The following is a 20,295-nucleotide window of genomic DNA, read 5'->3' as shown; positions in this document are numbered from 1 at the left end:
CGTCGCCTGCGCACTATGGTGGCGCCCGCGACCCCGGTGGCGCGGCGCGCCGATCAGAAAGTGCTGGCGAAGCGCAGCAGATCGTCGATCAGCGCGTTGAGATCGCGCTTGAGCTTGTCGAAGCCCGCGCTTTGCGTCAGACCAACTTCGTCCATATACAGCTTGCGATTGACCTCAAGCTGCAGGCTGTGACGATTGGCTTGCGGTTGACCCACTACGCGCACAATTTCAACGCCCTTGTACGGATGGTTGCGCCACACGTCGTAGCCCATCTCCTTCAGCACGGCTTCCACGCGATCGGTGAAACGTGTATCGCAAGTGGTGCCGTCGCGGTCGCCGACGACAAAGTCGGGATGCTGCAGGCCCGGGTGCTCGGTCGCGAACCTCGCGGCCTCGCTCGGCATCGAGTGGCAGTTGATGTGGAACACGCGGCCATGGCGCGCCACGGCCTGATCCGACAGGCGCTGCAACTGGGCGTAGTAGGGCAGGTAGTAGTGATCGATGCGCGCCTGCAATTCGGGCACGGTGAGCTTGCGGTCATAGATCGCCTCGCCCGTGTCCAGGACGCGCCAGACCAGACCCTTGCCCAGCCGGGTCTTCGACGTTTCCGTCTTGACGCCGGGCCACGGCGCATCGAGCAACGCCTCGTCGATTTCCTCAAGGCCGCGGTTGGCGTCGAGATAGCTGCGCGGAAAGCCGGCGCAGAGCAGCGGCACGCCGCGCGCGGGCGCGTCGGCGTAGAGCTGATCCACGAAGGTGTCCTCGGCCTGACGCAGCAGTGGCAGCGGCAGGCCGGCGGCAAAGCGGAAATCGGCCGGATACGTGGTGCAGCTATGCGGGGAATCGAGAAAGAGCGGGCCGCACGCGCCTTCCGGCATTTGCAGGAAGTACGGGCTTTCCGCGGTCTTTCGTTCTGCTTCGGTCATGCGTGACAGCCGGTTAGTCCAGGGAGATCTTGGCGGCCGCGGCCACCTTCTTGTTCTTGGCCACTTCGCTGGCGATCTGTTGCGCGAAATGCTGCGGCGTGTCGCCGACCGGCGTGGCGCCGAGCTTTTCGAGCTTGGCCTTCACCTCTGGCAGGGCCAGCACCTTGATGGCGGCGGCATTCAGCTTGGCCTGGATGTCGGCCGGCAGCTTGGCCGGCGCGATGAGGCCAAACCAGGCGGCGTCATTGACCTCGGGCAGGCCCAGTTCGGCGAAGGTCGGCACGTTCGGCAGGGCCGCCACGCGCTTGGGCGCGGCAACGGCCAGCGCGCGCAGCTTGCCGCTTTCGATGAACGGCAGCGACGACGGCAGGTTGTCGAACAGGATCTGCACCTGGCCGGCCAGCGCGTCGTTCAGGGCCGGACCCACGCCCTTGTACGGCACGTGCAGCAGTTCGGTCTTGCTGCTCATCTTGAACAGTTCGCCCATCATGTGCGACACGCTGCCGTTGCCGGCCGAACCGTAGGCCAACTTGTTCGGCTCCGATTTGGCCAGGGCGATGAACGACTTCATGTCGGTCGCCTTGACGCCCGGATGGATGCTCATCACGTTGGGCACGGATGCCAGGTTGGTAATGGTCGTGAAATCCTTGGTGGCGTCGTATTGCAGGCGCGGATAGACGGCCGGATTGATACCGTGCGTCGATGCGGTAGCGATGCCCAGCGTGTAGCCGTCCGGCGCCGCCTTGGCCAGGTAGCCTGTGCCGATGCTGCCGCCCGCGCCGCCGCGGTTGTCCACCACCACGGCCTGACCGAGTTGCTGGCCGAGCTTGTCGGCAACGATGCGGGCCACGATATCGGTGGTGCCGCCCGCCGGGAACGGCACGACGAGCGTAATCGGCTTGGTCGGATAGCCTTGGGCGAAGGCGGGCAAGGTCAGGCCGGCTGCAGCAAAGGCGGTGGCGGCGGCAAGGACTTTCAGCAGGGGACGGCGTTGCATCGAAGGAATTCCGTTGAAAGGGGGATGAAAGGCGGTGTCTGTATGACCCGAAGCAGCACTGCAACAATTTGTGTCGCACTTGGTGTCCGATTCTGCGCGTGCCGGCAAGTTACTTGCAAACGAAATAAAATCCCTGGATCATTCCATTTGGTATTGAAGTAAGAGGTGACTTATGCGGCGCCTATGTCCGTCCATGACGGAATTAATGGCTTTCGAAGCGGCCGCGCGGCACAGCAGTTTCACGGTGGCGGCGCGCGAACTGCATGTGACGCAAGGCGCCGTCAGCAAGCAGGTACGCAGTCTGGAAGCCTTTCTGGGCGTGGAACTGTTCGAACGGGTGCGCCAGCGGCTGTTGCTGACCGATGCTGGCGAGCGCTATCTGGAACGCGTGCGCCCCAGCCTCGACGAGATCGAGGCCGCCAGCGTCGAGCTGATCGCGCGTCAAGGTCGCGGCGGCATTCTTCATATCGCCAGCATGCCCACGCTGGGCGCGAAATGGCTGATCCCGCGACTCCCGCAATTCTTTGCCCGGCATCCCGAGGTGACGCTGGAATTCGTTCCCCATGCGCAAGGCTACGATTTCTCCCAGCCCGATCTCGACGCGGCAATCCGCTTCGGCGACGGCGTCTGGCCCGGCAGTCTGGCCGACTACATGACCGGGCGCGAGGTGTTGCCGGTATGCCGTCCGGGCTTGCTGGTGCACGAGCCGGACGGGGTGGCGAAGACGCCTGCGGCGCTGCTGCGCTATCCGCTGCTGCACCACACTACGGTGCCCGAGGCGTGGCCGGACTGGCTGTCCGAGTTGGGCGTCTCGACGCGCCAGGCATGGAGCGGCGCGCGCTTCGATCAGTTCACGCTTTTGACACAGGCGGCGATGTCGGGGCTGGGCATCGCGCTGATCCCGCGCTGCCTGATCGAGGAGGAACTGGCGACGGGCGCATTGGTCGTGGCCCACGCCGCGCGGGTGCTGGCCAAAAAGGGCTACTACCTGTGCTATCCGGAGCAGAAGGCCCACTTGCCGGCGCTTCAGACCTTTCGCAAGTGGGTCATGGAGGGCGTCGACGTGGTGGCTTGAGCCCGACGCCGGACGCTATTTCGACAGGACTTTCATGGCCTCTTCCAGGCCGGCCAGCGTCACCGGATACATGCGGTTCTTCATGATCTGGTTGATCACCGTGATCGACTGACGGTATTGCCAGAGGCCTTCCGGCTCGGGGTTGAGCCAGACGAAGCGCGGAAACTGCTCGATCATGCGGTTCAGCCATACCGCGCCGGCTTCCGGATTGTTGTATTCGACCGAACCGCCCGGCTGCAGAATCTCATACGGACTCATCGTCGCATCGCCGACAAAGATCACCTTGTAGTCGGGCGTGTATTTGTGGATCAGGTCCCAGGTGGCGATCTTTTCCGCGTGGCGGCGCCGGTTGTTCTTCCACACATAGTCGTACAGGCAGTTGTGGAAGTAGTAGTACTCAAGGTGCTTGAACTCAGTCTTGGTAGCCGAAAACAGTTCTTCCACGCGCTTGATGTGGTCGTCCATCGAGCCGCCCACGTCCATCAGCATCAGCACCTTGACCTTGTTGTGGCGCTCCGGCCGCAGCTTGATGTCCAGCATGCCGGCATTGGCGGCGGTCGAGTGGATGGTGTCGTCCAGATCCAGTTCGGTGTCCGCGCCCTCGCGCGCAAACCGGCGCAGGCGACGCAGCGCCACCTTGATGTTGCGCGTGCCCAGTTCGACCTGATCGTCGTAGTCCTTGTACGCGCGTGTTTCCCAAACCTTGATCGCGGTGCGGTTGCCCTTGGACGGGCCGCCGATCCGGATGCCCTCGGGGTTGTAGCCGCCGTGGCCGAATGGCGAGGTGCCGCCAGTGCCGATCCACTTGTTGCCGCCTTCGTGCTTTTCCTTCTGTTCTTCCAGCAGTTGCTTGAGGCGCTCCATCAGCTTGTCGAGGCCGCCCATGGCCTCGATCTTGGCTTTTTCCTCGGCCGACAGTTCACGTTCGAGCGTCTTCTGCAGCCAGTCCAGCGGAATATCGCTCTTCCAGTCGACCAGGCTCTCGATGCCCTTGAAGTACGCCGCAAAGGTCTGGTCGAACTTGTCGAAGTGCTTTTCGTCCTTCACCAGCGTCATGCGCGACAAGTAGTAGAACTCGTCGATCGACGGAGAGATGACCTGCGCGCGCAGCGCTTCGAGCATCGTCAGGTATTCCTTGACCGATACCGGCAGCTTGGCGTGACGCAGCGAGAAGAAAAAGTCGATCAGCATGGCTGGGCTCCGATCAACGTGGTCGGTCGAGCTGGAATTGCAGGTGCGCGCGCACTGTCGGCCATTCGCTGGCGATGATCGAGAAGACCACCGTGTCGCGGAACGATCCGTCCGGCATGCGTTGATGGTTGCGCAGCACGCCGTCCTGCTTGGCGCCCAGGCGCGCGATCGCCGCGCGGCTCTGATGGTTCATCCAGTGCGTGCGAAATTCCACGGCGATGCAGTCGAGCGTCTCGAAAGCGTGGCGCAACAGCATCAGCTTGCACTCGGTGTTCAGCGCGGTGCGCTGCACGCGCCGGGCGTACCACGTCGAGCCGATTTCGACGCGACGGTTCTTGCCATCGATATTCATGTACGTGGTCATGCCGGCCACGCGGCCCTCGGCGTCGAGCACCGTGAACGGCTGCATCGAATCCTGTTCCTGCAGAGCGAGGCGGCGCGCGATTTCCGCCTCCACGCCTTCAGGCGAGGGCACGCTGGTGTACCACAGCCGGTGCAATTCGCCGTCGGCGGCCGCTTCGCGCAACCCTGCGGCGTGTTCCATCGACAGCGGCGCCAGCGTGGCGTGCTGGCCGGTCAGCGTGACGGGCTGGACAAACTTCGTCATCGGGCGGACCTTTGCTTAGCGGTTGGCGCGGTTCATGAACACGAGCCGCTCGAACAGATGCACGTCCTGTTCGTTCTTGAGCAGCGCACCGTGCAGGGGCGGAATGGCGGCCTTGCGGTCCGGACTGCGCAGTGCTTCGGCCGGGATGTCCTCGGCCATCAGCAGCTTGAGCCAGTCGATCAGTTCGGACGTGCTGGGCTTCTTTTTCAGGCCCGGCAGGTTGCGCATTTCGTAGAACGCCTCGAGCGCGGCGGACACCAGCTCGCGCTTGATGCCCGGATAGTGCACGTCGACGATCCGCTGCATCGTTTCGGCATCGGGAAACTTGATGTAGTGGAAGAAGCAGCGGCGCAGGAACGCATCGGGCAGTTCCTTCTCGTTGTTCGACGTGATGATGACCAGCGGGCGGTGCCGCGCCTTGACCAGTTCGCGCGTCTCGTAGACGTAGAACTCCATGCGGTCGAGTTCGCGCAGCAGGTCGTTGGGGAATTCGATGTCGGCCTTGTCGATCTCGTCGATCAGCAACACCACCGGCTCGTCGGCCTCGAACGCCTGCCAGAGCACGCCCTTGACGATGTAGTTGCGGATGTCGTGCACGCGGTCGTCGCCGAGCTGCGAATCGCGCAGGCGCGATACGGCGTCATATTCGTACAGCCCCTGCTGGGCCTTGGTGGTCGACTTGATGTGCCATTGCAACAGCGGCATGCCGAGCGCGGCGGCCACTTCCTCGGCCAGCATGGTCTTGCCGGTGCCCGGCTCGCCCTTGATCAGCAGCGGGCGCTGCAGCGTGCGTGCGGCGTTGACGGCCAGCTTCAGATCGTCGGTGGCAACATACTGGGCGCTTCCTTCGAACTTCACCTGCTGGGACGGATTGGCGTTGGCGTTGGTGGACATGGGCAACCTGGGCGGATCGCGACCGGCCTGCCTGGCAGGCTGGTCGAAGGACAATCGGAAACAGCAACCGGGTGGGCCGTCGGCAGGCAAAACCACCGAAATTCGGCCGGAATGGGCCAGTATAAAAGCAGATTGGCATTCGCGTTGAGTGGGGCACACCCGGAGGCCGCTGGCTGGACCGTCGCGTGCACGCTGCGGTACAATGCGCCGGTTTGACGCGCCCCCAGTCAATATCCTCCTCACGCCCGGCAGTTCTGCCACCAGAGACATGGCAGATCATCGGGAGGCGGCAATAGCGCAAGATGGTTGCAGAATGGTGTTTGAGCACCGCGGCACATCAGCAATAACGCCCGGCTGCGCCTGGTCTGACCGGCATCGACTGCCGCAGATTTGCGGCGATCCGCTTCACATCCCCATTCCCCAAATCGTCTGGCGTCGCAGCAAGGGCAGGTCACACGCGGTTTAACACTTCCCAATCAGCTACGACAATGAAAAAGCTCCTCACGATGGTAGTGTTGGGCGCGGCCGCAACGGCAGCGCTTGCCCAGGACAAGGGCAACGTCGACACCGCCAAGGACAAGGTCGCAATGTGCATCGGTTGCCACGGCATTCCCGGGTATCGTGCATCGTTTCCGGAGACCTATCAGGTTCCCCTGCTTGGCGGCCAGAGCGCCAAGTACATCGAGAACGCGCTCAAGAGCTACCAGAAGGGCGATCGCAAGCATCCCACCATGCATGCGATTGCCGCGAGCCTGTCCGAAAAGGACATCGCCGACGTGGCTGCGTATTACTCGCAGCAGAAGTCGGACACCCGGAACAACTCGCTCAAATAACCAAGGCTCGTGAACATGAAGACGCTGAACGTGGTTTCGTACGCGCTGGGCGCGATGGTGCTGGGCGCCGCGGCAATCTCCGCACAGGCGGCCGATATCGCCGCGGGCAAGGCGCTGGTGGAAAAGGGCGGCTGCGTGGCCTGCCATGGCAAGGACCTCAACGCGCCGATTTCCCCCGATTATCCCAAGCTGGCTGGCCAGCACCCGGACTACCTGTATCACGCGCTGCTGGCGTATCAGACCAGCGGCAATCCGATCGTGGGCCGTACCAATGCGATCATGGCCGGCCAGGTCAACAGCAACCCGGCCGTGACGACCAAGGACGGCAAGCCGCGCCCGTTTACGCGCGGCGAACTGCAGGACATCGCCGCCTATATCGGTTCGATCAAGGGCGACCTGGTGCTGAAGAAGTAAGGCTGGCGTGGCCGCATCGGCGGCCGCATGGCAATAAAAAAACGCCGCTCAAGCATCGAGCGGCGTTTTTTCATTGCGGGGCGGCGTTGACGGTCAGTTACCACTGCCCGTGACCAGGCGCCGTTGCTTGACCGCATTGGCCAGCGTTTCGAGAATCGTCAGCGAATCGTCCCAGCCGATGCAGGCGTCCGTTACCGACTGGCCATACGTGAGGTTTTCCACGGGCGTGCCCTGCACGTGATCCTGGCGTCCGGCCACGAGGTGCGATTCCACCATGACGCCGACGATGCGCTGGTCGCCGGCGGCAATCTGGCGGCCGATGTCCTCGCAGACCGGCAACTGGTTTTCGTGCTTCTTGCTGCTGTTGGCGTGGGAGGCGTCGATCATCAGCCGCGCGGCCAGCCCGGCCTTGGAAATCGCGTCGCAGGCTTCCTGCACGCTGGCGGCGTCGTAGTTCGGCGCCTTGCCGCCGCGCAGGATGATGTGGCAGTCCTCGTTGCCCGATGTGGACACGATGGCCGAGTGGCCGCCCTTGGTTACCGACAGGAAATGGTGCGGCTGCGATGCGGCCTTGATGGCGTCGACCGCGATCTTCACGTTGCCGTCGGTCCCGTTCTTGAATCCCACCGGGCACGACAGTCCCGACGCCAGCTCGCGGTGCACCTGCGATTCCGTGGTGCGCGCGCCGATAGCGCCCCAGCTGACCAGATCGGCGATGTATTGCGGGCTGATCATGTCCAGGTACTCGGTGCCGGTCGGCACGCCCATTTCGCTGATGTTGAGCAGCAGTTCGCGCGCGGTGCGCAGGCCGTCGTTGATCTTGAAGCTGCCATCCATGTGCGGATCGTTGATCAGCCCCTTCCAGCCTACGGTCGTACGCGGCTTTTCGAAATACACGCGCATCACCACTTCCAGCTCTCCGGCAAAGCGTTCGCGCTGCACCTTGAGCAGCTTGGCGTATTCCAGCGCAGCGCGCGTGTCGTGGATCGAGCAGGGTCCGATGATGACAATCAGGCGGTCATCCATGCCATGCAGAATCCGGTGCATGGCCTGGCGGGCGCCGTAGATCACGTCAGACGCCGCTTCGGAGCAGGCGAACTCGCGGATCAGGTGCGCCGGCGGCAGCAGCTCCTTGAGTTCGCGAATGCGCAGGTCGTCGGTGTTCTTCAGCATGATGGCTCCGGGTCTTTGTGAGGTCGTGGGTCTGTTGGATGGGTCGCGCGGCGGGCGTGGCGGACATAAAAAAACCGCCAGGTTTGCTGGCGGTTTCTTTTGCATTCGGGTTGCTTACAGCTGCCCCTCTCGATCCGCCAGCGGTGTGAGATGCCAAAAGAAGTAAAAGTAAAACTTGGCGGACATGGCGGAAATCGGATCGGCTGTAGCGTGCTTGTGTCGGTTTTACGCGGATGCGTGAAATATATGCTGCGGCGCGTGATCAAAAGGCATTTTATTGCGTCACCGCAGGACAAACCGCGGGGTGAAAATACCGCACGCGCGACAACGAAGCATCTTTATATCGCTTTTCCGTGGCGATGGCAAGCGTGATGCAGGGCACATCGAGGCGATCGGCGCGTGCGGCGGCGGCTATATTGAAATGGCCCGCGCGGCCGCGAGCCCCGAACAAATATCCGCAGGCGGAGGTGCCGATCATGCCAGTCGACGAGTCAAGGCTTGCCGCATTCATGGAAAAGTTCGTTCAAGACATCGGGGCCGTGTTGCATGCGGCCACCGTCGTAGTTGGCGACGAGCTGGGTTTGTACAAGGCACTGGCCGAAAAGCCGATGACCGCGCAGCTGCTGGCGGAGAAGACGCACACGGATCCGAGGTACCTGCGCGAATGGCTGTCGGCGCAGGCCGCCAGCGGCTACGTCGAATACGATCCCGCTCACGACACGTTCTTCCTGACCGAGGAACAGGCGTTCGTGCTCGCGCAAGAGGGCAGTCCGGCGTTTATCCCGGGTGCGTTCCAGATCGCCGTGGCGCAGTTCCGCGCGATCCCGAGGATGATCGACATCTTTCGCAACGGACGCGGGCTGGGCTGGCACGAGCACGACCCGGCACTGTTCCATGGCACCGAGCGGTTCTTCCGCCCCGGCTACGCCGCACATCTGGTCGACGAATGGATACCGTCGCTGCAAGGCATGGCGGCGCGCCTCACGAGTGGGGCGTTGGTAGCCGATGTGGGCTGCGGTCATGGCGCATCGACGATCATCATGGCGCAGGCGTTCCCGGCGTCCACCTTCCGCGGTTTCGATTATCACGAGCCGTCGATCCGTCATGCCATGGAAGCCGCGCGGCGCGCGGGCGTCAGCGATCGCGTCACATTCGAGGTGGCTTCCGCAAAGGATTACCCGGGATCGGACTACGATCTGGTGACCGTATTCGATTGCCTGCACGACATGGGCGATCCGGTCGGCGCTGCGCGCCATGTGCGCGAAACGCTCAAGCCCGATGGCAGCTGGATGATCGTCGAACCGTTTGCCAACGACAATCTGGAGGACAACCTCAATCCGGTCGGGCGCGTGTTCTATTCCGCATCGACCTTTATTTGCACGCCCGGTTCGCGGGCGCAGGAGGGTGCGATGTGTCTTGGCGCGCAGGCTGGCGAAGCGCGCATGCGCGGCGTGACGCAGCAGGGCGGGTTCGGCACGTTCCGCCGGACCGCGCAGACGCCGTTTAATCTGGTCTATGAGGCGCGGCCGTAGCCGCCCCGCTCGCAGAAACAGAAAAGGCCTGCTTCACCGCGGCGATCACCGCGACGAAGCAGGCCGTTTTTCTTGCCGGGCGGACTGCCTCAGGCGGTGCCGCCGACCGTCATGTTCTCGATGCGCAGCGTCGGCTGGCCCACGCCAACCGGCACGCTCTGACCTTCCTTGCCGCACACGCCTACGCCCGAATCGAGCCGCATGTCGTTGCCGATCATCGTCACGTCCTTGAGCGATTCAGGGCCGTTGCCGACCAGCGTTGCGCCCTTGACCGGATAGGTGATCTTGCCGTCTTCGATCATGTACGCCTCGCTGGCGGAGAACACGAACTTGCCGTTCGTGATGTCCACCTGGCCGCCGCCGAAGTTCACGGCATACAAGCCGCGCTTTACGCTGGCGATGATTTCCTGCGGGTCGCGGTCGCCGTTGAGCATGTACGTGTTGGTCATGCGCGGCATCGGCAGGGCGGCGTAGCTTTCGCGGCGCGCGTTGCCGGTGACCGGCATCTTCATCAGGCGCGCGTTGAGCGTGTCCTGAATAAAGCCGCGCAGGATGCCGTCCTCGATCAGCGTGGTGCACTGCGTGGGATTGCCCTCGTCATCGAGGTTCAACGATCCGCGGCGATTGGCGATGGTCCCGTCGTCGACCACGGTCACACCCTTGGCAGCCACGCGCTCGCCCATGCGGCCCGCGAACGCCGACGATCCCTTGCGATTGAAGTCGCCCTCGAGCCCGTGGCCCACCGCTTCGTGCAGCAGCACGCCAGGCCAGCCGGGGCCGAGCACCACGGTCATCGCGCCGGCCGGGGCGGGGCGCGCCTCGAGATTGACCAGCGCCGACGAGACCGCTTCGTCGACATACTGCGCCAGCAGGTCGTCGCTGAAATAGTCGTACGCATAGCGGCCGCCGCCGCCGGACGAACCCACTTCGCGGCGTCCGTTCTGCTCGGCGATCACGGTCACGGACACCCGCACCAGCGGCCGTACGTCGGCGGCCAGGACGCCGTCGCTGCGCGCCACCAGCACCACGTCGTATTCCCCCGCCAGACCGGCCATCACCTGCACCACGCGCGGATCCTTGGCGCGCGCCAATTTCTCGATTTTTTCTAGCAGCGCCACTTTTTCGGTGGCCGTCATCGAATCGAGCGGATCGTTCGGCACGTACAGGCTGCGGCCGGTGCTGGACGCCATCCCACCGGCAACCTTGACGCGGCCGCTGCCGCTCTTGCCGATGGTGCGCGTGGCTGCGGCCGCCTGCGACAGCGCAGGCAGGCTGATGTCGTCGGAATAGGCAAATGCCGTGCGGTCGCCCGACACGGCGCGCACGCCGACGCCCTGGTCGATGCTGAAGCTGCCGGACTTGACGATGCCTTCCTCGAGGCTCCAGGCCTCGTTGCGGGTGTGCTGGAAGTACAGGTCGGCGTAGTCGACCTTGTGCGTGAAGATGTCGGCCAGTACACGCTGGATTTTGGCCTCGTCGAGACCATACGGTGCCAGCAGCAGCTGTTGCGCAGTGGCCAGGTTGCGGATTCCGAGATCTCCGGCGTTCATGATTGTCCTTGTCCCAATAAACCGCGCGGCGTCAGGCCACGGCGGTATGCAAACGGTAATGTCCTGAATGCTACAGCACGCGATGGCGCAGCGCAGGCAGGTTTTGGCGCACTTCAGCGAGCCGGGCGGGATCGACGACGCCCGATACCACGCCCTCGCCCTCGGGCAGCACGCTCATCAACTCGCCCCACGGATCGACCAGCATCGAATGGCCCCACGTGCGCCTGCCATTTTCGTGCAATCCGCCTTGTGCCGCAGCCAGCACATAGCATTGATTCTCGATGGCCCGGGCGCGCAACAGGATCTCCCAGTGCGCCTGTCCGGTCGTGTAGGTGAAGGCGGCCGGCATCAGAATCAAGCTGACGCCGCGGCCGTCTTTTCCGGCGGACAGGCCGCGATACAGCTCGGGGAAGCGTAGGTCGTAGCAGACCGACATCGCCACGCGGCCGCAGGGTGCCTCGAACGCGACAGGCGCCTTGCCCGCCAGGATCGTGCGCGACTCGTCGAAATTTTCGGTGCCCTTGGTAAAGCCGAACAGATGGATCTTGTCGTAGCGCGCCACGCGCTCGCCATATGGATCGAAGGCCAGCGACGTGTTGTAGACGCGCTTGTCGTCACCGCACCACATCGGCAGCGTGCCGCCTACCAGCCAGATCCGGTGACGCCGCGCGGCGTCCGCCAGGAAACGTTGCACCGGGCCGTCGCCGTCATGTTCGCGGATTGCCACCTTATCCGATTCGTGTCGGCCCATCAGGCAGAAGTACTCGGGCAGCAGCACCAGTTCGGCGCCGCCGTGCGCGGCCTGTTCGATCAGCGCTTCGGCGCGCGCCAGGTTGTTATCGAGCGATGTACCTGTCACGGTCTGGATGGCGGCAACGCGAAATGCAGGGGTGGCAGTCATCGTGGTTTCCTCAATCGATGGGGCCGAATCGGACGGCCCGGCCGCATCGGGGGGACGCCGCAAGGCCATCAAGCCGTGACGCTGTGAAGGGCGACGATCAGCGTGGATAAAGGCTCGAACGGTCCTGGATCGGCGCCTGAGACGCCTTATTTTCCTCTACTTTGCTGATCTTGGGATCGGCCCACGATCCACTGACCCTGTAGTGCATCGTGAACACCTTCGAGAACTCGTCGGCGAACAGCAGTTGCGCGGCCAGTGTGCCGATGCCGAGCACCGGGTTGATGAACGCCGCCGCAACCGAGGTGGTGGTGGCATTGATGCGCGGGATCACCGACACATCGAGATCCTGCGTTTCATGCAGCAGATCGGCCGATCCGGACATCGATGCAATCACCTGGCTGCCCTTGAAACGGAACTCCTCGATCTTGCCGACGCCGTTCTCGATCGTGCCCGATCCGGTGATGTCGTCGAACACGATGCCCTTGCTGGCCAGCGAACGGAAATCGAGGGTGGCAAAGCGCAGCAGGCTCTGCAGGCTCAGCACGCCCAGCAGGCGCGCGGCGCCCGGGTCGACGCTGAGGATCTGGCCGTTTTCGAGATGCAGGTTCAGGCGGCCGGACAGCGTCGGGTAGTCGATCGACATCGGCGATCCGCGCCACAGGATGCGCCCTTCGAGCGTTCCCTTGCCGTCGCGCAGCGTGTGCGCCATCCCCATGCGGTCCAGCACATTACCGGCGTCGCGGATGTCGAGCTTGAAGTTGAGCAGCGTGCGGCGGCCCTCGGTGGGCGCCGCGTTGCCCTGGGCGGCGGCCTCGCGGAGGCGGCGCGGCAGACGCCAGCTGCCATTGCCGGTCAGCGTGGCGCCCGGCTGTTCGATCGTCAGGCTGTCGAGCGTCCATACCGGCTGGTTCTCGGCATGGCTGGTATGCGCCTTGACCTGCAGCTTGCCAAAGTCGCGGCCATGCAGCACAAACTTGTCGACGGCCAGATCGAGAGCAGGCATTTCCTCGATGCTCTGCGAGATCGCGTCCGACATGCGATTGTCGTCGCTGGCGTCGGGCAGATCGAGATGCGAAAGCCTGACCGAAAGCGATCCCGAAGGATTGCTCGCATCGCGCCGCCATTGCGCGGAGCCGGTCACCTGGCGCGACGTCATCTGCAGATTCCAGCCGCCGCTTTCGCGGCGGACGTCGATCGAAACGTCGTCGAGGCCGCGCCCGAACACGTCGAGCGTCCTGGTGCGCACGGTCGCACGCTCAGGCAGGAACGGCGACGATCGATCGATCTCGCTGGCGGGCTTGCGTTCGCCCGGGGGCGTATCGAGCAGGCTGCGCCACGCATCGAGGTCGAGCCGCTCGGCCGCCACCGCCACGCTGACGCCGTTGGCCGGTTGCGGTGCGGGCAGGCCCACGCCGATGCCGCCGGCGACGACCTCTGTGGCGTCGCCGCGACGCAGGACATAGCGCGCGCTGGCGCTATTGCCAAGCTGGACGCTCAGGTCATCCAGGCCCGCGCGGTTGGCCGACGGGCGCAGATCGATGCGCAATGGCATGTCCTGGGCTGCCGGCTTGCCGAGCGGGGCAGGCAGGTTCAGCGCCAGTCCGTTCAATTCGGAGGCCAGTTGCACCTGCAGACGTTTGTCGCGCACGCCGACCACGGCGCTGTAGGGCGTCGCGCCATCGATCCGGGCGCCGGCGCCGGTTGCGCCGCTGGCGCCGAGCACCTCGCGCAGGCCGGCGGCCGTGGCCGTGCCGTTGATCGTGACGCGTGTCGTGCCATCGGGCTGGGTGCCGCCCGCGATGCGTGTTTCGCCGCCGATAAAGCGGCCGCGCACGTTGTTGAGCTGAAAGCCGTGTTCGTCGAATGCCACCACGCCCGAGGCGCCTAGCAGCGTCGGCAATTCCGGGAACAACGTCACATCGTTGCCGGGAAAATGGAATTCGCCATTGACCTTGGATCCTGCGGCGTGACTGAGCGGCAGGTCGAGCTTGAGCTTGAGGTTGCCATTGCCCGGCGCGCGCGCGTTGTCCGTGATATTGCCGGTCCAGCCCCTGACCGGACTGGAGGCGACGTAGCGCAGGAACGACTGCACGGCGCCGCTTGCCGCACCGTCGATGGTCAGGTGGCCGTGATCGCTCATGTCGTCGATCTGCCCGCTGACGTCGCGCAGCGTCACGCCCGGAATGCCGCGCACGCCAGCCTGTTTGGCAACGAACGACATGCTGCCGCGTTCGAACAGCAGGTTGCCCTGGATGTCGGTGAAGTCGGGCCACGCGGTGCCGCCCTTGCCGGTGGCGCCATTTCCGCCGTGGCCGTTCGCCACGCCGCCCACGTTTGGCCCGGCCTCGTAGGGGGCGATCTGGTAGCTGACGTTGCGCACCGGCACTTCGACGCGGAAGTCGCCTGCCTTGGCAAACGGCGGATGAAACGGGAAGTGGTGCAGGTCGCCCTTGACCAGGAACTTGACATCGTAGGCTTCGCCGCCCACCAGCGCCCCTTCCAGATAGTGGCGCGTGGCGGGCATCGTCAGCGGCAGATAGCGAGGCACGCGGCTGGCCTGCGCGCGGGCGAGTTCGCCGGACAGGTCGGCGATGCCGCTGGGCCCGTCGCCGCCGGCGCGCCAGCTGCCACGCACCGTGCCTGCGGTGTCGGCATTGGCGAACTGGATGCCGTTGCTGCGGATCACGAGCTTGTCGTTTTCATGCGTCCAGCGGACTTCGCCGCGCAGCGTGTCGAACGGCACGCGCGGGTCCTCGAACACACCGGGGAACGTCAGCGTCGCCCCGGCGCTGTCCACGCGCGCGGAGCCCTGGCGCTCGTCGAAATTGAAGTTGCCGGACAGCTTGCTGAATCCGGGCGTGCCGCTGTGCGGGCGGCCGTCGGCGCCGACGGCTGGCACCGCGGGCTGGCTGTTGACCGAGACGCTGCGCAGCGTGCCCTGCACCGTGTAGTGCGGCGCGCCCTGGGTGCGCGACAGCAAGCCGGCGCGGTCGCGCGACCAAGCGACGTCGAGGTTGTCGATATGGCCGGCCGGTTGCAGCACGCGCAACTGGCGCAGCACCTCGGTATCGAGCGGCATCGAGGCGGCCAGCGCGCGCACCGTGTTCAGGTCGAACGTTGGCGCGCGCAGCGCGAACTTGCGCAACTGGCCGGCGTTGTCGCGCGTCCAGTCGATGGTCACCTTGCGCATGCCTTCGCGCCACGACGCGTCGGCGGTCGACGGCGGCCCGGCCAGCGGTTCGGCCTGCCACAGCAGCGTGTCGATCGTCAGCGAATGGCTGCCGGCGCGATCGCCCTTGTGCAGCAGCAACGCCTGCGCGTTGGCCAGCTTCAAGGGCTCGGGCGCGCCGGACAGTTGCAGATCGACACCCGACGCGCGCAAACGCATCTGGCTGCGCAGGATGCGGCCGCCGCGCAGGTCCACCGTGCCGTCGGTGCTGAATACCCCGCTGGAAACGCTGTCGAAAATCGCCAGGTAGCGCTGCACGGCCGGTAACTGCAACTGGTTGAACGCCCAGCTGGCCTGTCCGCTCCAGTGCTGCCAGTTGCCCGCGCCATGGAGGTAGTCGTGGCGCAGATTGGCCTGGAAGACCAGCGGCTGCGCCGCCAGCGATGCGCTGCGGGCTTCCAGGCGCAGCACGTGCTGCGCGCCATGCCGTTCGGCGCTGAAGTGGATGTCGGCGACGTCGAGTTGCGGCAGCCGGGCTTTTTCGTCGAGCCAGCGCAGGTTGCCGCTGACCAGTTCGATGCGGCCCTGCGTCAGCAGCCAGTTCAGGAACGGATCGTTCTCGTTGGACTTGCGCGTGGCGTCGATCGGGACGCCGGCCACCATCAGGCTGCCGGCCGGGGTGCGGCGGATCAGCACGTCGGTGCGGTCGGCGGTCAGGCTGGCAAATTGCAGCGTCAGCGCCGGCACCGATTGCCACGACAGCTTGCCTTCGAGCGACGCGGCCGACAGCAGCGTGCGTTGCTGGCTGTCGACGGCCCGCACGTCGCGCGCGCGGAACGCTGGGCGCCAGCCGTCCCAGTAGGTGTCGAGCTGGCCGATGGTGAGATGGGCGGACAATGCCGCGGACCCCTGCTGCTCGAGCCATTGACGCGCGGTATGCGCCTGCGGCCACAGCACGAAGCGGATCAGCAGGACGGCGACGATGGCGAGCGCCGCCAGCGCCAGCACAACGCGCACCAGGGCGCGCCACAGCCGGCCCCAGGCCGGATGGCGCGGCAGCGCAACAAGGCCGAGCCAGGCCGCGCGCAGCGCGCCGCGCACGAACGCCGCCGCGCGCCGGCCGCGGCCGCGTGCGGAAGGATCGGACGACGCAGAGGAGGGGGCGAGCGCAACGGCGCCTTCGCCGCCCGGGCGTGGGGATGCAGAACCGTCGTTGGGGGCGGTGGGGCGGCTGGACATGCGCAGATTATCCGACAATACTAGCCGCTCTCCAAAGTGGTGCACACAAGCGCCACCGCGGTCTTTCACGGCGCCTGTCTCGATTGCAAAGTAACTGGAATGACTGTCCCTGATCCGACGAGTTCCGCCGCGGGCAACGCCCCGGCATCGGCTGACCCGCAGCGCCATTTGGATGGCGTCGGAACCACATCGATCCTGGCGTCGCCCGGTACGGGACCGATCGGCAACATGGCCCACGGGGCGTTTGCCACGATGACGGCGCAGGGACTGGCCCCCGCCGATTGCGAGGGCCACGTATTGTACTCGCCCGCGTACTCGCACTACGCGCGGCGTGTGCTTGCCGCGCGTGCCGATCTGCCCGCCCTCGTGGAGGCTGCGGCGTCGGGACAGATCACGCGCGCGTGGATGGAAGAGCGTCTGCGCGCGTTGCAGGCGCCGTCGGCCGATGCCGAGGCCGCGGCGGCCCAGGCGCTGCGCCGTTTGCGTTCCGAAGTCATGTGCGTGGTGATCGAGCGCGATCTGCGCGGCCTGGCCACCTTGGCCGAGATCACCGGCGCCATGACCGATCTGGCGGAACTGTCGATCCAGCACGGGTTGCGCGTGCTCGGCGACGACCTCGCCGCCACATTCGGGCGGCCCACCGGCGCCCAGAGCGGCGAAGTGCAGGAACTGGTCGTGGTCGGCATGGGCAAGCTTGGGGGGCGCGAGCTCAATGTGTCGTCCGACATCGACCTGATCTTTCTCTACGACGAAGACGGCGACACGCAAGGCGGCACGCGCAGCCTGTCGAACCACGAATATTTCGTCCGGCTGGGCCGACGGCTGATCACGCTGCTGTCCGATGTCACCGCCGACGGCTACGTGTTCCGCGTCGACATGCGCCTGCGCCCCAATGGCGACGCGGGCCCGCTGGTTTGCAGCTTTGGCATGCTCGAGGAATATCTGGTGGTGCAGGGGCGCGAGTGGGAGCGCTATGCGTGGATCAAGGGGCGCGTCGTGTCGGCTGTCGATACGCCGCACGCCGAACGCGCCGCCGCGCTGCTGGGCCGCCTGACCACCCCGTTCGTGTTTCGCAGATACCTCGACTACGGCGTGATTGCGGCGATCCGCTCGCTACATGCGCAGATTCGCGCCGAAGCGGCCAAGCGCAGCGGCGGCCTGGCCGGCCATGGCGTGAACCAGCGATCGTTCAACATCAAGCTCGGGCGCGGCGGCATCCGCGAGATCGAGTTCATGGCGCAGGTGTTCCAGTTGATCCGGGGCGGCCAGGATCCCGCGCTGCGCGTCCGTCCGACGCTCGAAGTGCTGGACGTGGCCGTGGCGCGCAACCTGTTGCCGGCCGGGCAGGCCGAACAGCTTGCCGACGCCTATCGCTTCCTGCGCCAGCTCGAACACCGGCTCCAGTATCGCGACGACGCCCAGACCCATCATCTGCCCACTTCCGACGAGGAACGCCAGGCCGTGGCCAGCATGATGGGCTGCGAGAACTGGGACGCGCTGGTCGCGCAGATGAATACGCTGATGGAGCCGGTGGCGCAGCAGTTCGAGGCAACCTTTGCCGATCCATTCGCGGAGGACGAGGCGGCGCAAAGCGAACCGCTCTGGCCGGCGCTGGTGCGAGAGGAAATGGCCGCGCGCGCCACGCAAAGCAATCCCGGCGACGAAGACGGCACCGATCCGCAGTCGTCGCCGTGCCAGGCGCTGCAGGCGGCGGGATTTCACGATTGCACCGGCCTGTACGACCGCCTGCGCGCGATCGGCACGTCGATGCGCTATCGCGCGCTGTCCGAAACCAGCCGCGGCCGCTTCGATCAACTCGTCAACCGCGCGCTCGACCTGGCGGTCAAGCAGGGCGATGCGGATGCCACGATTACGCGCTTCCTCGATTTTCTCGATGCCATCAGCCGCCGCGCGTCGTACCTGTCGCTGCTGTCCGAGTATCCGCAGGCCATGGATCGCGTTGCCCAGACGCTGCATGCGTCGCGCTGGGCCGCGACGTACCTGACGCGCCATCCGCAGTTGCTGGACGAACTGCTCGACAGCGAAGCGCTGGCCGGCGCGCCAGACTGGGCGGCGTTCCGCGAACGGTTGGCGGAGCGCCTGCACGCTTCGGACGGCCAGATCGAAACGCAGATGGATATCCTGCGCCGCGAGCACCACGCCGAGACATTCCGGATCCTGTTGCAGGATTTGCAGGGGCTGCTGACCGTCGAGCAGGTAGCCGACCGGCTGTCGGATCTCGCCGATGCCATGCTCGAAGTCACCATGCAGGCCGTCTGGCGTCAACTGGCCACGCGTCATCGCGACACGCCGCGCTTTGCCGTGATCGCCTACGGCAAGCTCGGCGGCAAGGAACTGGGCTATGCGTCGGATCTCGATCTGATCTTCCTGTACGACGACGATCACGAGCGCGCGCCCGACGTCTACGCCGCGTATGCGCGTCGTCTGATCACCTGGCTCACCAGCCATACCGCCGCGGGCATGCTGTTCGACGTCGACACGCGCTTGCGACCGAACGGCGCGGCCGGCCTGCTGGTCACCAGTTTCGATGCGTTCCGCCGCTATCAATTGCGCGAGGGCGACAACACCGCGTGGGTCTGGGAGCACCAGGCGCTGACGCGGGCGCGCTTTGCAGCCGGCGAGCGCGAGCTTGGCACGCGCTTCGAGGATCTGCGCGACGAGATCCTGCGGCAGCCTCGCGATGCCGTGGCGCTACGCGATGAGATCGTCCAGATGCGCGCAAAGGTGGCCGAAGGCCATCCGAACCCGACCGACCTGTTCGATCTCAAGCACGATCGCGGTGGCATGGTCGACATCGAATTCACCGTGCAGTACCTGGTGCTGCTGCATAGCGGCGCGCACCCGGAACTGACGCGCAATGCCGGCAATATCGCGCTGCTGCGCATGGCGGGCGTACTGAACCTGATCGACGCCGGCCTGGCGCTGGCGGTGGGCGACGCATATCGGCTGTTTCGCGCGCGTCAGCACAAACTGCGGCTTGATGGACAGGACCAGGCGCGCGTGGCGCCCGACAGCGTCAGCGAGCAGACCGGCAACGTGCGGGCCCTGTGGCGCGCGGTATTCGGTGAAGGCTGACGCGCGGTGAACGACGATCCGCGGCTGCCGGGCTGGCCCGCCATGCTGGCCACGGTGGCCGGCGTGGCGGCGTTGGCCGCGCTGTTCACATTCATGCCGTGGCTGCATGCGCATGGACTCTATCTACGCGATGCGGTGCGCATCGACGGTCAGTGGTGGCGCATCGTCACGGCGATGTGGGTCCATCTGGATGGCAAGCACTACATTGCCGATGTGGCCGCGACGAGCGGTTTGCTGCTGCTCGCCGGACGCATCGCGCGCGTGCGCGCGATGCTGGCGGTGCTGGTGATTTCGGGGCTGGCGGTCCAGGTGGCGTTGCTACGCCTGCCGGCCATCGGCTGGTACGGCGGGCTGTCGGGCGCGGCCCACGGCCTGGCGCTGTGGGCGGCCTTGCGGCTATTGCAGGCACCCGGCGTGTCGCGCCTGATCGGCGTGGTGACCTGCGTGATTGTGCTGGGAAAAGTGTGGCTCGAACAATCGTGGCTCGCGGCCATTGTGTTCGATCCGCAGTGGGGCTTCGGCGTAGTGCGCGCCGCCCACGCGGCAGGGGCCGTGGCCGGCCTGGCCTGCTGGCTGGTGCAGGAATGGTGGATCCAGCGGCGCGGCACTTGAATCGATCCGCAACGCGGGCGGGGCGATCGGCGGCTGCCTGGTGTGCTAGCGCAGGCGGTTACCTGAGGCTCTCATCGGAGGACCGC

The 20,295-nt window shown here is 65.5% G+C and carries 16 protein-coding genes; 6 read left to right on the top strand and 10 right to left on the bottom strand.

The window, feature by feature from the left end; all coding sequences use genetic code 11:
- Positions 1–53: 53 nt before the first annotated feature.
- Complete coding sequence (locus tag AC1RKI_RS11530) at positions 54–926, bottom strand: N-formylglutamate amidohydrolase (RefSeq protein WP_061959079.1); 873 nt, start codon at positions 924–926, stop codon at positions 54–56.
- Positions 927–939: 13 nt separating this feature from the next.
- Positions 940–1,923, bottom strand: coding sequence for a tripartite tricarboxylate transporter substrate binding protein BugE (locus tag AC1RKI_RS11525; RefSeq protein WP_061959078.1), 984 nt, complete (start codon positions 1,921–1,923; stop codon positions 940–942).
- Positions 1,924–2,095: 172 nt separating this feature from the next.
- Here AC1RKI_RS11525 and AC1RKI_RS11520 point away from each other — a divergent pair, with 172 nt between their 5' ends.
- Positions 2,096–2,998, top strand: coding sequence for a LysR family transcriptional regulator (locus AC1RKI_RS11520; RefSeq protein WP_061959077.1), 903 nt, complete (start codon positions 2,096–2,098; stop codon positions 2,996–2,998).
- Between the two features lie 15 nt (positions 2,999–3,013).
- On the opposite strand, the gene AC1RKI_RS11515 is transcribed toward AC1RKI_RS11520, so the two are convergent.
- The 3 genes from AC1RKI_RS11515 to AC1RKI_RS11505 are packed head-to-tail and all read right to left on the bottom strand — an operon-like array spanning position 3,014 to position 5,690.
- Positions 3,014–4,189 carry a vWA domain-containing protein gene (locus AC1RKI_RS11515; RefSeq protein WP_150979303.1) on the bottom strand — a complete coding sequence of 392 codons (1,176 nt, stop codon included), beginning with the start codon at positions 4,187–4,189 and terminating at the stop codon, positions 3,014–3,016.
- A gap of 13 nt (positions 4,190–4,202) precedes the next feature.
- Positions 4,203–4,796, bottom strand: a complete 594-nt coding sequence (locus tag AC1RKI_RS11510; protein WP_150979302.1) for a GNAT family N-acetyltransferase — start codon at positions 4,794–4,796, stop codon at positions 4,203–4,205.
- A gap of 15 nt (positions 4,797–4,811) precedes the next feature.
- The gene (locus AC1RKI_RS11505) at positions 4,812–5,690 is read right to left on the bottom strand and encodes an AAA family ATPase (protein ID WP_061959074.1); all 879 of its coding nucleotides are present in this window, start codon (positions 5,688–5,690) and stop codon (positions 4,812–4,814) included.
- Between the two features lie 488 nt (positions 5,691–6,178).
- On the opposite strand from AC1RKI_RS11505, the gene AC1RKI_RS11500 reads away from it, so the two are divergent.
- Positions 6,179–6,523, top strand: coding sequence for a c-type cytochrome (locus tag AC1RKI_RS11500; RefSeq protein WP_061959073.1), 345 nt, complete (start codon positions 6,179–6,181; stop codon positions 6,521–6,523).
- A gap of 15 nt (positions 6,524–6,538) precedes the next feature.
- Complete coding sequence (locus tag AC1RKI_RS11495) at positions 6,539–6,937, top strand: c-type cytochrome (protein WP_061959072.1); 399 nt, start codon at positions 6,539–6,541, stop codon at positions 6,935–6,937.
- A gap of 93 nt (positions 6,938–7,030) precedes the next feature.
- On the opposite strand, the gene aroG is transcribed toward AC1RKI_RS11495, so the two are convergent.
- Together aroG and AC1RKI_RS11485 are read right to left on the bottom strand one after the other, a co-directional pair.
- Entirely contained in the window at positions 7,031–8,110 is a 1,080-nt protein-coding gene (gene aroG, locus AC1RKI_RS11490; protein ID WP_061959071.1) for a 3-deoxy-7-phosphoheptulonate synthase AroG, read from the bottom strand.
- Between the two features lie 274 nt (positions 8,111–8,384).
- Positions 8,385–8,588: a hypothetical protein gene (locus tag AC1RKI_RS11485; protein WP_492795396.1), complete on the bottom strand. Its 204-nt coding sequence runs from the start codon at positions 8,586–8,588 to the stop codon at positions 8,385–8,387.
- On the opposite strand from AC1RKI_RS11485, the gene AC1RKI_RS11480 reads away from it, so the two are divergent.
- Positions 8,587–9,642, top strand: a complete 1,056-nt coding sequence (locus AC1RKI_RS11480; RefSeq protein ID WP_061959069.1) for a class I SAM-dependent methyltransferase — start codon at positions 8,587–8,589, stop codon at positions 9,640–9,642. The two genes, AC1RKI_RS11485 and AC1RKI_RS11480, sit on opposite strands and share 2 nt — an antisense overlap.
- Positions 9,643–9,731: 89 nt before the next feature.
- Here AC1RKI_RS11480 and tldD read toward each other — a convergent pair whose 3' ends face one another.
- From tldD to AC1RKI_RS11465, 3 genes are all read right to left on the bottom strand, one after another.
- Positions 9,732–11,192 carry a metalloprotease TldD gene (gene tldD, locus AC1RKI_RS11475; RefSeq protein WP_492795394.1) on the bottom strand — a complete coding sequence of 487 codons (1,461 nt, stop codon included), beginning with the start codon at positions 11,190–11,192 and terminating at the stop codon, positions 9,732–9,734.
- A gap of 70 nt (positions 11,193–11,262) precedes the next feature.
- Positions 11,263–12,093 (bottom strand): carbon-nitrogen hydrolase family protein, encoded by an 831-nt coding sequence (locus AC1RKI_RS11470; RefSeq protein ID WP_492795392.1) that lies wholly within the window; start codon positions 12,091–12,093, stop codon positions 11,263–11,265.
- Positions 12,094–12,190: 97 nt separating this feature from the next.
- Positions 12,191–16,501 carry a YhdP family protein gene (locus AC1RKI_RS11465; protein WP_492795390.1) on the bottom strand — a complete coding sequence of 1,437 codons (4,311 nt, stop codon included), beginning with the start codon at positions 16,499–16,501 and terminating at the stop codon, positions 12,191–12,193.
- Between the two features lie 252 nt (positions 16,502–16,753).
- Here AC1RKI_RS11465 and glnE point away from each other — a divergent pair, with 252 nt between their 5' ends.
- Both glnE and rrtA read left to right on the top strand, forming a co-directional pair.
- Complete coding sequence (glnE, locus tag AC1RKI_RS11460) at positions 16,754–19,597, top strand: bifunctional [glutamate--ammonia ligase]-adenylyl-L-tyrosine phosphorylase/[glutamate--ammonia-ligase] adenylyltransferase (RefSeq protein WP_492795564.1); 2,844 nt, start codon at positions 16,754–16,756, stop codon at positions 19,595–19,597.
- Between the two features lie 42 nt (positions 19,598–19,639).
- Positions 19,640–20,209, top strand: coding sequence for a rhombosortase (rrtA, locus tag AC1RKI_RS11455; protein ID WP_492795562.1), 570 nt, complete (start codon positions 19,640–19,642; stop codon positions 20,207–20,209).
- Positions 20,210–20,295: the final 86 nt, after the last annotated feature.

This window comes from Cupriavidus sp. GW822-FHT06G04, from assembly GCF_058799075.1.
Note: the sequence above shows the minus strand (reverse complement) of the source record. Positions and strands in the feature narration are given on the sequence as shown.

Coding starts and splice junctions, on each gene's coding strand:
- AC1RKI_RS11530 (WP_061959079.1), bottom strand. CDS start 926: ATGACCGAAGCAGAACGAAAGACCGCGGAAAGCCCGTACTTCCTGCAA.
- AC1RKI_RS11525 (WP_061959078.1), bottom strand. CDS start 1,923: ATGCAACGCCGTCCCCTGCTGAAAGTCCTTGCCGCCGCCACCGCCTTT.
- AC1RKI_RS11520 (WP_061959077.1), top strand. CDS start 2,096: ATGCGGCGCCTATGTCCGTCCATGACGGAATTAATGGCTTTCGAAGCG.
- AC1RKI_RS11515 (WP_150979303.1), bottom strand. CDS start 4,189: ATGCTGATCGACTTTTTCTTCTCGCTGCGTCACGCCAAGCTGCCGGTA.
- AC1RKI_RS11510 (WP_150979302.1), bottom strand. CDS start 4,796: ATGACGAAGTTTGTCCAGCCCGTCACGCTGACCGGCCAGCACGCCACG.
- AC1RKI_RS11505 (WP_061959074.1), bottom strand. CDS start 5,690: ATGTCCACCAACGCCAACGCCAATCCGTCCCAGCAGGTGAAGTTCGAA.
- AC1RKI_RS11500 (WP_061959073.1), top strand. CDS start 6,179: ATGAAAAAGCTCCTCACGATGGTAGTGTTGGGCGCGGCCGCAACGGCA.
- AC1RKI_RS11495 (WP_061959072.1), top strand. CDS start 6,539: ATGAAGACGCTGAACGTGGTTTCGTACGCGCTGGGCGCGATGGTGCTG.
- aroG (WP_061959071.1), bottom strand. CDS start 8,110: ATGCTGAAGAACACCGACGACCTGCGCATTCGCGAACTCAAGGAGCTG.
- AC1RKI_RS11480 (WP_061959069.1), top strand. CDS start 8,587: ATGCCAGTCGACGAGTCAAGGCTTGCCGCATTCATGGAAAAGTTCGTT.
- AC1RKI_RS11485 (WP_492795396.1), bottom strand. CDS start 8,588: ATGATCGGCACCTCCGCCTGCGGATATTTGTTCGGGGCTCGCGGCCGC.
- tldD (WP_492795394.1), bottom strand. CDS start 11,192: ATGAACGCCGGAGATCTCGGAATCCGCAACCTGGCCACTGCGCAACAG.
- AC1RKI_RS11470 (WP_492795392.1), bottom strand. CDS start 12,093: ATGACTGCCACCCCTGCATTTCGCGTTGCCGCCATCCAGACCGTGACA.
- AC1RKI_RS11465 (WP_492795390.1), bottom strand. CDS start 16,501: ATGTCCAGCCGCCCCACCGCCCCCAACGACGGTTCTGCATCCCCACGC.
- glnE (WP_492795564.1), top strand. CDS start 16,754: ATGACGGCGCAGGGACTGGCCCCCGCCGATTGCGAGGGCCACGTATTG.
- rrtA (WP_492795562.1), top strand. CDS start 19,640: ATGCTGGCCACGGTGGCCGGCGTGGCGGCGTTGGCCGCGCTGTTCACA.